This window comes from Vibrio sp. 378, from assembly GCF_033339435.1.
The window spans coordinates 1-750 of the sequence record NZ_JAWOUO010000466.1; the positions used below are offsets into that span (position 1 = coordinate 1).

At 50.3% G+C, this 750-nt stretch carries 1 protein-coding gene; it reads left to right on the forward strand.

The annotated features are described in order from the left end of the window. Positions 1-750 (forward strand): ATP-binding protein (locus R7Q48_RS26960; protein WP_318133315.1); only part of this gene is annotated, 750 nt, incomplete at both ends.

Consider the following 750-nt stretch of genomic DNA (forward strand, 5'->3'; position numbering starts at 1 on the left):
GGGGATCGAGTTCACTATGATTCCATCTTCTCTCATGGTGAAATCGGACCCTAAATTACTGCGCCGTGTGGTGCAGAATTTCCTCACCAATGCCTTCCGTTACAGCCCAAATGGTAAAGTTGCGCTGGGAGTGCGCCGAGTTCAAGGGCGTGTGCGCATTGATGTGTGGGATAACGGCATGGGCATCGAGGAAGAAAAACAGCAGGAAATCTTCGAAGAGTTTAATCGCGGAACGCAAGTGCGCTCCGATCAAGGTTTGGGATTAGGCTTGGCGATTTCCAAAGGGATTGCGCAGGTGGTGGGGCACGAAATTTCAATGCGTTCGTGGTTTGGTAAAGGCAGCGTGTTCTCGATAACCTTGGATAAGGCTCATCACGTTCAGCCACACCCTGCGAAAGTCGAGACCAGTCCTCAATCGGAGTTGTGCCACTTGCGAATTCTGTGTGTCGATAACGAACCTGACATTTTGGTCGGAATGGAAAATCTGCTCTCTCGTTGGGGGTGTGACATACGGGTTGCGACGGATCTCGTCGAAAGCTTACAAGCGCTCGAAGGCGATTGGGTGCCAGACGTCATTTTCTCTGATTATCGATTGGATAATGGACGTACGGGGTTAGAAGTGTTGCAACAGTGTCGTTTGCGTCTGGGGAATCGTTTTGAAGGGGTGATCATCAGTGCTGACCGTACTGACGATATGATGGAAGGCATCAAAGCGAACGGTTTCAGCTTTATTGCCAAACCAGTTAAGCC